Here is a 9,721-nt window from a genome sequence, read left to right on the forward strand (position 1 = left end):
CCCCCACTGATTAAAGTTTGACTTTATAATAATATTTTACGTAAGGGATAAATAAAAAATGTGTTTCACGTGAAACAGTAATTTTGATGAATTTTTGTTACGCAATTTTCATAGGTTGTGAAACATATGAAATGGAAGAAGGAAACTAAACGTTATTAGAAGTTTTTTGATAAGAGTAATTGCAAAAGTATTGGCTAATTATTTCCCAAGACATAAGTGTGTGTAATAGAGACTTGGGGATTGAAGATAAAAAAAGAAAGCAGAGTTACAGCTTTATGCGCTGGACGCTGCTTTCTTTTTTTGTATCTTCTTCCCTCATTGAGATTGTAATTGCAATTCCGAGCATAACGAAAAAAGCTAAAAAGAGGACGAACTTTGGGAAGAACGGGAATAGTAATAGCGCCCCGACTATCATAATTGTTAATAATATATAGTGCAGGACATATTGGAATAGGTTGTCCATATTTTCGCCCCCTTTTTGGTCATTTGTTATTAGTATTCTATGTTTCATAATGAACGAATAGAATCAGTTTTTTATGTTTTGCATGATGAAATGTGGGGGAAGGATTGACATGATTAAGAGAAAGGAATAATCTTGAAATTAATTCATACTATTTTTATAGGTAAAATAAAGATAGTTACAGGAAGGAGAGGTATGTTACTACATAATTAAAAAATAGGAAAGCAAAGGTGAAAATGATGCAAAAGACTTTTAAAGGAGTGCTTGCTACGTTTTTTAGTGTATCAGTCTTACTAGCGGGATGTGGTCAAGAAGAAGCAAGTACAAACGAATCTGCGAAAGTACCAAAAGTGAAAGATGAATTTATTAAAGCGAGTGACAAAGCAAAAAGTCCAGCAAAGGCAAAGGAAAGAAAAGATACTTTTGTAATTGGAATGCCAAGCCCTGGTGGGATATTCCTTCCGCATTTTATGGAGAATGGATGGGATGGTAATATAACGCAAGCAATCTTTGCCCCTCTTGTTGGATTAGATAAGGAAGGGAAACCAATTCCAATTCTAGCGAAGAAGTGGGATGTTTCGGAGGATCAGCTTACATATACGTTCTATTTGAACGATGATGTAAAGTTTAGTGATGGTTCGCCGTTAACAGCAGATGATGTAGCATTTACATTAACGTTACTACATGACCCGGCGTATAGCGGAGCAACGGACATAAGTCAAACAGCAATAAAGGGGGGACAAGCATATAAAGAAGAAAAGGCTACATCTATTGAGGGGATTCAAGTCATCGATCCGAAAACAATTACGATTACAACTGAAAAGGTAAATGCCCAAACATTATCGTTAATTGGTGGAGAAGTTATATCAAAAGCTTATTACGGTAAAGAATATAAGCAAGGAAATTTAGAGTATTTAAAAGAGTTATACGGAAAACCGATGGGAGCAGGAGCTTATAAACTAGATAAATATATTCCAGGTCAAGAAGTTCGTTTTGTAGCAAATGAAAATTATTTTGAAGGTAAATCGAAGATTGAGTACTTTATTTATAAAATTACAAAAGGTGATACGAATTTGCAACAATTTCAAGCGGGAGAAGTAGATTATGATGGCTTCACGACAAATGCGGAAACGATTGAGCAATTAAAAGATCTAGGTTTCGCTAATATTAATGTGTATACAGGAAGTTCTTACGGCTATATTAAAATGAATTATAAGAAGCCCTACTTTAAAGATAAACGTGTACGCCAAGCGTTTATTTACGGATTAGAGCGCCAAAAAGTAATTGATACGTATTTCCAAGGTTATGCTTCACTTGTTAATGTACCAATTACACCAGTTTCGTGGGCGTATACAGAAGAAGGAATCAATAAATACGAATATAATTTAGAAAAAGCGAAGAAATTGCTCGATGAAGCTGGCTGGAAAGCTGGTTCAGATGGAATTCGTGAAAAAGATGGCCAAAAATTGAAGGTAAGTTATTTTGCCTCTTCTGCAAGTAAAATCAATGATGTGATGATCCCCGTTATGAAAGAGGATTATAAAAAAATTGGGGTAGATTTCAACCCTGAATACATGGACTTTAATACGATGATTTCCAAGGTAATTAAAGGAGATTATGATTTAGCAATGGTCTCCACACCGATGATTGATGATCCGAGCGGAACAATTGAGGAGTTTGTTTCGACAAGTAAGCGTAATTATGATGGATATCATAATCCGAAAGTAGATGAATTAGCTAAGCAGGCATTAGAAACATTGGATATTGAAAAACGAAAAGAAATCTATAAAAAACTATATCAAGAGTTAAGTGAAGATCCACCTGTTATTTTCTTAAACAATAGTAAAGTCGTTTCTGCTCACAACGCACGAATTCAAGGATTACAAGAAGATAACTATAATGGTATATTGTTAAGTTTACCTAAATTGAATATTGCTCAATAATTTTTGGAGAACTCTCAAAATATTTATATAGAAATAATTGACAAAATATACTGAAAGATATAAGCTAATAACCATAAAGTCTACCAGAAAGGTCGGAATAAGATTGTTACCCCTCAAAAACATCTTTTTTTACGTTTAAAACCGACTTTTCCGATTGGCTATAAAATGTTGCTGTGGGAGGCATACATAAGGCAAGCAGTTCATAAGGTTTAATTATTAAAAAAAAGTTAGGGTGGGGACAATGAAGAAAAAGACAAAAAAATGGGCTGGTTTATTTTCAGTATTACTGAGTAGTTCGTTTGTGTTATCTGCTTGCGGGGGACAGGAGGATACGGCTTCTACAGAACCAGTTAAACAGCAAGATTTAAAAAATATAAAAGTTGAAAAGATTGCTGCGACAGATAAGACGAAAGTACCAGATAAAGCGAAGAATAGAAAAGATACGTTAGTAGTTGGTATTAGTAAACCAGGCGGCGTATTTTTACCATATTTCCAACAAAATGGTTGGGATGGAAACGTCACTTCAGTTATTTTTGCATCTCTTGTATCTACAGATAAACAAGGAAAGCCAACTCCAGAATTAGCTGAGAAGTGGGATATTTCCTCTGATCAGTTAACATATACATTCCATTTACGTAAAGATTTGAAATTTAGCGATGGTTCACCATTAACAGCAGATGATGTAGCGTTCACATTGACGCTTTTACATGATAAGGCATATGAAGGTGACAAAGACATTTCTCAATATGCTGTTAAAGGCGGTAAAGAATATAAAGAAGGAAAAGCAAATTCTATTGAAGGAATTCAAGTTGTTGATCCACAGACAATTAAAATTACAACTGAAAAAGTTAATTCACAGGCACTAACAGCTTTAGGTGGAGAGGTGTTATCAAAAGCTTATTATGGAAAAGATTATAAACAAAATGCAAGTTTAGATTACTTAAAAGCGTTATATGAAAAACCGATAGCTGCGGGTCCATATAAATTTGAAAAGTATATCCCAGGGCAAGAAGTTCGATTTGTAGCAAATGAAAATTATTATGCAGGTAAACCGAAAATTCCAAACTTCATTTATAAAATTACTTCTGGTGATACGAAGCTTCAATTATTCCAAACAGGTGAGGTTGACTACACTGGCCTAGGTACTGGTGACGAAGTTCTTGAACAGGCTAAGGCTTTAGAATTTGCAAATATCCAAATCGAAACAGCAGCATCATTTAGTTATATTTATATGAATAATAATAAGCCGTACTTAAAGGATAAAAAGGTTCGTCAAGCACTTATTTACGGATTAGATCGTAAAAAATATGTTGATACAGCATTGAAAGGATACGGTACGGTAGCTAATGTACCAATTCATCCAACTTCTTGGGCTTATACGGAAGAAGGAGTTAATAAATATGAATACGACAAAGAAAAAGCGAAAAAATTATTAGATGAAGCAGGATGGAAAGTTGGTTCGGATGGAATTCGTGAAAAAGATGGTCAAAAATTAAAGCTTTCTTATTTCGGCCCAAGTTCGGCTAAAGATAGTGATTTATTAATTCCAATTGCAAAAGAGAATTATAAAGAAATAGGTGTAGAATTTAACCCTGAATTTATGGACTTTAATACTATGCTTTCGAAGGTAAATAAAGGTGACTATGATTTAGCTTCTGTTTCGACACCGATTACAAGTGATCCGAGTGAAACAGCTGGTGAATATTTGTCTGGTGTCAATGAGAAGAGTCTTGGTTATAAAAATGCGAAAGTAGATGAGTTAATTAAAAAGGGTATTGAGACAGTTGATATTGAAAAACGTAAACCTATTTATAAAGAATTGTATAAAGAGTTAAGTGATGACCCACCCGTAATTCTATTAAACTACCGTAGAACAATTACAGGGTACAACGGGAATTTAAAAGGCATTGACTCTGAAAAATACAACAGTATTAGCGCAAACTTACCAGTATTATCACTTGAAAAATAACGAGAAGAGTGTATAAATAGAAGACATTTTTTCATTCGGCTAGTAATGTGCTGATTCGAAAAAATGTTCTTCTATTTTAAGCATAAGATTGGAGAGAAAAAGGGTGAAAACATATATTGTTCGTAGGTTGTTGCAAATGATTCCTACACTGTTTGGTACATCAATTATTATCTTTTTCCTGTTTGCGCTTCTTCCAGGGGATTATATTGATTCGAATCCAAAGATTACACCAGAAAGAGCAGCTGAACTTAGGGAATTGTATGGGTTGAACAAGCCGATTGTTGAGCGTTATTTTCATTGGTTAGGTAATGCATTGCAAGGGGATTTTGGCTTCTCGCTTCAATATCAAGAACCTGTAACATCACTATTAAATAAATTTATTTGGAATTCTTTTAGTGTAGCATTTATTGCATTGTTCTTTATTTGGCTAATTGCACTTATTATCGGTGTATTTTCGGCGACGAAGCAACATTCTTTATTCGATAAACTTGTAACAATTGGTGTCTTTGCAGCAATGTCGTTCCCTTCATTCTTTATCGGTTTGTTTTTAATTAAAGTGTTTGCGGTTGACTTTAAGCTGTTACCGATAGGCGGAATGATTGATGTCGGGAGTAATTCGACTGGATTAGCTTACGTAATAGAAGTTGCAAAGCATATGGTTTTACCGGTGTTTATTTTAACCCTTCTTGGAGTAGGTTCATTAACTCGTTATTTTAGAACGAGTATGTTAGAGGTTGTGAGACAAGATTACATACGAACAGCACGAGCAAAAGGTTTAAAGGAGAAGACCGTTATTTATAAGCATGCATTAAAAAATGCAATTTTGCCGGCGATTACTTTATTAGCCTTTGAATTACCAGGCTTATTTTCAGGGGCAATTATTATTGAACAAATTTTTAACTGGCCAGGTATCGGTAATATTCAATTAGAAGCACTTAATTTCCGTGATTATACAGTATTGATGGCATTTACGATGTTCCTTTCAGTTTTAACAATCGTTTCAAACTTTTTAGCAGACATTGTATATGCAGTTGTTGATCCACGTATTCGGTTGAAGTAAGGGGGGAATGAGATGGAAACTGTTACAGCAATTACAGAGAAAAAGGCAAAGAAGAAAAGACGGAATGAATCATCGCCGTGGAGGCAAGCTTTTAAAAGGATAAAGAAAAATAAAATGGCACTTATAGGGTTTTATGCATTAGTTTTTATGTTTTTATTTTGTTTTATCGGTCCATTTTTTTCGCCGTATGCATCAGGGAAAATACAAGTTACGCTAATTAATAAACCACCTAGTTTTTCTCATTGGCTCGGTACAGATCAATTAGGAAGAGATATTTTAACGAGACTTATGCAAGCGGGACGTATTTCATTAACAATTGGCTTAGCCTCAATGGTGTTATCCGTTATACTAGGCGCTTTATTAGGAGCTATTGCAGGTTTTTACCGTGGCATCGTCGACAATATTATAATGCGTCTTGCTGATATTTTAATGTCAATGCCAGGATTACCGTTACTTATTATAATGGGAGCTATTTTATCAGAATGGAAAGTACCATCTGATTATCGTCTTTATGTCATTATGATCATTTTAAGTTTAGTAGGTTGGCCAGGACTTGCACGCCTCGTACGAGGTCAAATTTTATCACTACGAGAACAATCGTTTATGCAAGCTGCTGATGTGCTCGGGATAAACGATTACCGGAAAATTGTATATCACTTAATCCCGAATGTTCTGCCGATATTAATTGTTGTATCAACATTAGGTGTTGCGGGTTCTATTTTAGGAGAGTCTGCACTAAGTTACTTAGGCCTTGGTGTTGTCCCGCCTACACCATCGTGGGGAAATATGATTAGTGCAGCAAACTCATTAATCGATTTCCAAAAGCGTCCGTGGTTATGGATCCCACCCGGTTTTGCAATCTTTATAACAGTTGTATCAATTAATATACTTGGCGATGCACTTCGTGATGCATTAGATCCAAAGATGAAGCGGTAGGTGAGGAAGCATGAGTAAAGCAGTAGTAGAGCTAAAGGATTTACAAACACATTTTCAGACGGAAGAAGGTACAGTAAAGGCTGTCAATCATGTTAGCTTTTCAGTTCAAGAAGGTGAAACAGTTTGTGTAGTAGGCGAATCGGGTTGCGGAAAAAGTGTAACGGCTTTATCTATTATGGGACTTATTGCTGAATCTGGCAGCATCGTTGGTGGTGATATTCTTTATGAAGGAAAAAGTCTTTTAGGAATGAAAGAGAAAGAACTTCGTAATTTAAGAGGAAATGATATCGCGATGATTTTCCAGGAACCGATGACATCGCTTAATCCAGTCTTCACTGTTGGAGAGCAAATTGTTGAGACGTTAAGAGAGCATGAACTACTTAGCAAAAACGAAGCATACAAAAAAGCAATTGAATTAATTCGTAAAGTTGGTATTGCTCGTGCTGATGAAATTGTCCATTCTTATCCGCACGAACTAAGCGGTGGCATGTTACAACGTATTATGATTGCTGTTGCACTTAGTTGTAATCCAAAGTTATTAATTGCTGATGAACCGACAACGGCCCTTGATGTTACGATTCAAGCGCAAATATTAGACTTACTAAGACAAGTAAAAGAGGAATTTAAAACGTCCATTTTATTAATTACACATGATCTAGGTGTTGTAGCGGAAATGGCCGATTACGTTGTCGTTATGTATGGCGGAAAAGTTATTGAAGAGGCACCGGTACTAGAGATATTTCAAAATCCGAAACATCCATATACGCAAGGGTTGCTAAAATCAAAACCAGTAATGGGGAAACGAACAGATAAACTTTATTCTATCCCAGGGCAAGTTCCAAATTTAGTTGGCTTAGATGAGTTTTGCTACTTTAGTGGCCGCTGTGAACATTGCATGGAAATATGCAAAAATGAAGTGCCAAATCTTAATGTGCATGACGAGGATCATAAAGTAGCTTGTTGGTTATATGAGGAGCGTGCTGGGCAATGAGTGAACCATTATTAGAAGTGAAGAACTTAAAAACGTATTTTCCGATTAAGGGCGGCGTATTTAGTAGAACGATTGGACATGTGAAAGCGGTAGATGGGGTAAGCTTTACAATTGATAAAGGAGAAGTGTTTGGCCTTGTAGGAGAGTCTGGAAGTGGGAAAACGACGATAGGAAAAACAATTCTCCGTCTCGTTCAAAAAACAGAAGGAGAAGTGAAATTTAAAGGTCAAGATGTTCATGCTTTATCAAAAGAGGGGCTGAGAAAGCATCGTCCTAATATGCAGCTCGTCTTTCAAGATCCATTTAGCTCATTAAATCCAAGAATGAGAATTGGAGAAGCGCTTGGTGAGCCAATGTTGGCTCACGGACTAGCGACGAAAGAAAATGTCCGTGCAAAGGTGATAGAAGTATTGGAGTTATGTGGTTTAGCGCCGTATCATATTGACCGGTACCCTCATGAGTTTTCCGGTGGGCAACGTCAACGTATCGTTATTGCAAGGGCAATGGTATTAGATCCAGAATTTATTGTGGCTGATGAGCCTGTTGCGGCATTAGATGTATCTATTCAAGCGCAAATCATTAATTTGTTTAGTGAATTACAGGAGAAAAAGGGATTGTCCTATTTATTCATTTCACATGACTTAAGTGTTGTGGAGCACTTATGTACGAAAATTGGAATTATGTATTTAGGAACTATTGTGGAAACAGCAACACGTGATGAGTTATTTGCGAATCCACTTCATCCATATACAAAAGCATTATTATCAGCAGTGCCAATACCGGATCCAACGGTTAAGCGAGAACGGATTATTCTAGAAGGGGATATTCCAAGTCCGGCAAATCCGCCGTCAGGTTGCCGTTTTCATACACGCTGCCCTTTTGCTACAGATATTTGTAAAACGAATGTACCAGAATTTCGTAATGTTGGTGAAAATCACTTTGTTGCTTGTCACCATGTGTAAAAAAAGGACTCTTTCCAAAAGTGAAAGAGTCCTTTTTTTATTTACTAGATGAAGTTTGTTTCAATACAAATTGCTCGATTGCATGAGCAACACCATGTTCATTGTTTGTTAATGTTACAACGTCACATAGTTTTTTTACATCTTCTTCGGCATTTCCCATTGCTATAGATAAACCAGCAACTTGTAACATTGGCACGTCATTAAAGTTATCGCCGATTGCAACAGTATCTTCAATTGGTATATTGAAATAAGCTGCCATTTCTTGCAAACCATTGCCTTTATGACCATGCTTATCCATAATTTCTACATTAGTAGGAGCTGATGCCGTAACTGAAATGTCCGTATCTTCTTGTAAAGTTTGTAATAGCTGTGAACGATGAGCAGCATTAAATGTTAAAATGAAGAATTTAGATATTTCTAATTCTGGATTATTTACGACATCCTCTATTTTTTGGAAATCAGTAATTAAGTTAGATTTCTTTTGTTTTTCTGTAATTCTTTCAAGTTCCTCAAGTGTAACATCTAGTGTATGTTTATTTTCTTCGAATGCCTGCATGACTTGACCTTGCCATGTATAAGGAGAATAAACCCCTTTATTTGTGTACAACTTATATGGGAAACCTTCAGATTCTAGTAATTTTGCAAGCTTGTATACTTTATCATTTTGTAAACAACGCGAGTTAATTACTTTTCCGTCCACATAAACAATTGCCCCATTGCTTGCTCCAACTGGAAGAGATAGTTTATATTCTTCCAATAATTTTAAAGCATCCTCTTTCGCGCGGCCAGAACAAATCATTACAATATGACCAGCTTCTTTTGCGGTTTGGATAGCTTGTAAGTTCTCTTTGGAGATTTCAAGATTAGATGATAGTAGTGTACCATCCATATCTAGTGCGATTAATTTCAAAATGACCACCTCTTTGTTTCCATTATACATAGTTATATAGAGGAAACATATAAACTTATCTTGGAAAGATAGTATTTTATCCCGCATTAATTGCCAGTAAAAGCTCGATTGGTGAGGGGGAATAACCAGTAGGGAATGGAACCCTCGCTGATTGAAGTTTCACTTTGTTTTGTAACAAAATAGAGATGAATAATATTATATTTCGCTTTATGACTGTAATGTTACACTAGTGTTACAAACGTGATTGTAGTAGAAAACGCATTAAAACAAGGTTTTTGAGTGTTTATTAAAAAAAACGTAAAAAAAGTGTAATAAAATTTACGTAATTATATTGCAACGTAATAATAGTTATGTTACATTAATGTTACAAACGTTACGTAATTAATTTTAATGTAACGTTAACATGAAAACTATGAACTAATCATTTCTTAGAAATTACATATAGATAACTTATAAAAGGAGAATGAATGATATGAACAACGAGCAAGTA

General features: G+C 35.4%; 8 protein-coding genes. 6 read left to right on the forward strand and 2 right to left on the reverse strand.

Annotated elements, in window-relative coordinates; genetic code table 11:
- Positions 1-265: 265 nt before the first annotated feature.
- The gene (locus tag V7038_RS24640; protein ID WP_070138733.1) at positions 266-463 is read right to left on the reverse strand and encodes a hypothetical protein; all 198 of its coding nucleotides are present in this window, start codon (positions 461-463) and stop codon (positions 266-268) included.
- A 236-nt stretch (positions 464-699) separates the two neighbouring features.
- On the opposite strand from V7038_RS24640, the gene V7038_RS24645 reads away from it, so the two are divergent.
- The 6 genes from V7038_RS24645 to V7038_RS24670 all read left to right on the forward strand — a co-directional run bounded on the left by V7038_RS24645 (position 700) and on the right by V7038_RS24670 (position 8,321).
- Positions 700-2,403: an ABC transporter substrate-binding protein gene (locus V7038_RS24645; RefSeq protein WP_335695780.1), complete on the forward strand. Its 1,704-nt coding sequence runs from the start codon at positions 700-702 to the stop codon at positions 2,401-2,403.
- A gap of 241 nt (positions 2,404-2,644) precedes the next feature.
- Positions 2,645-4,372 carry an ABC transporter substrate-binding protein gene (locus V7038_RS24650; protein WP_002113405.1) on the forward strand — a complete coding sequence of 576 codons (1,728 nt, stop codon included), beginning with the start codon at positions 2,645-2,647 and terminating at the stop codon, positions 4,370-4,372.
- A 103-nt stretch (positions 4,373-4,475) separates the two neighbouring features.
- Positions 4,476-5,432, forward strand: a complete 957-nt coding sequence (locus V7038_RS24655; RefSeq protein ID WP_002113406.1) for an ABC transporter permease — start codon at positions 4,476-4,478, stop codon at positions 5,430-5,432.
- 12 nt (positions 5,433-5,444) lie between these two features.
- The gene (gene opp4C, locus V7038_RS24660; RefSeq protein WP_000451059.1) at positions 5,445-6,368 is read left to right on the forward strand and encodes an oligopeptide ABC transporter permease; all 924 of its coding nucleotides are present in this window, start codon (positions 5,445-5,447) and stop codon (positions 6,366-6,368) included.
- Positions 6,369-6,378: 10 nt separating this feature from the next.
- On the forward strand, positions 6,379-7,359 hold the full coding sequence (locus tag V7038_RS24665; RefSeq protein WP_335695781.1) for an ABC transporter ATP-binding protein: 981 nt from the start codon (positions 6,379-6,381) through the stop codon (positions 7,357-7,359).
- Positions 7,356-8,321 (forward strand): ABC transporter ATP-binding protein, encoded by a 966-nt coding sequence (locus tag V7038_RS24670; protein ID WP_070138736.1) that lies wholly within the window; start codon positions 7,356-7,358, stop codon positions 8,319-8,321. Before V7038_RS24665 ends, V7038_RS24670 begins: the two co-directional genes overlap by 4 nt.
- Before the next feature lie 37 nt (positions 8,322-8,358).
- On the opposite strand, the gene V7038_RS24675 is transcribed toward V7038_RS24670, so the two are convergent.
- On the reverse strand, positions 8,359-9,231 hold the full coding sequence (locus tag V7038_RS24675; RefSeq protein WP_002113410.1) for a Cof-type HAD-IIB family hydrolase: 873 nt from the start codon (positions 9,229-9,231) through the stop codon (positions 8,359-8,361).
- Positions 9,232-9,721: the final 490 nt, after the last annotated feature.

Origin of the sequence: Bacillus sp. JJ783 (assembly GCF_036963225.1) — a bacterium.
In the GTDB taxonomy this organism is placed as follows: Bacteria; Bacillota; Bacilli; order Bacillales; family Bacillaceae_G; genus Bacillus_A; species Bacillus_A cereus_U.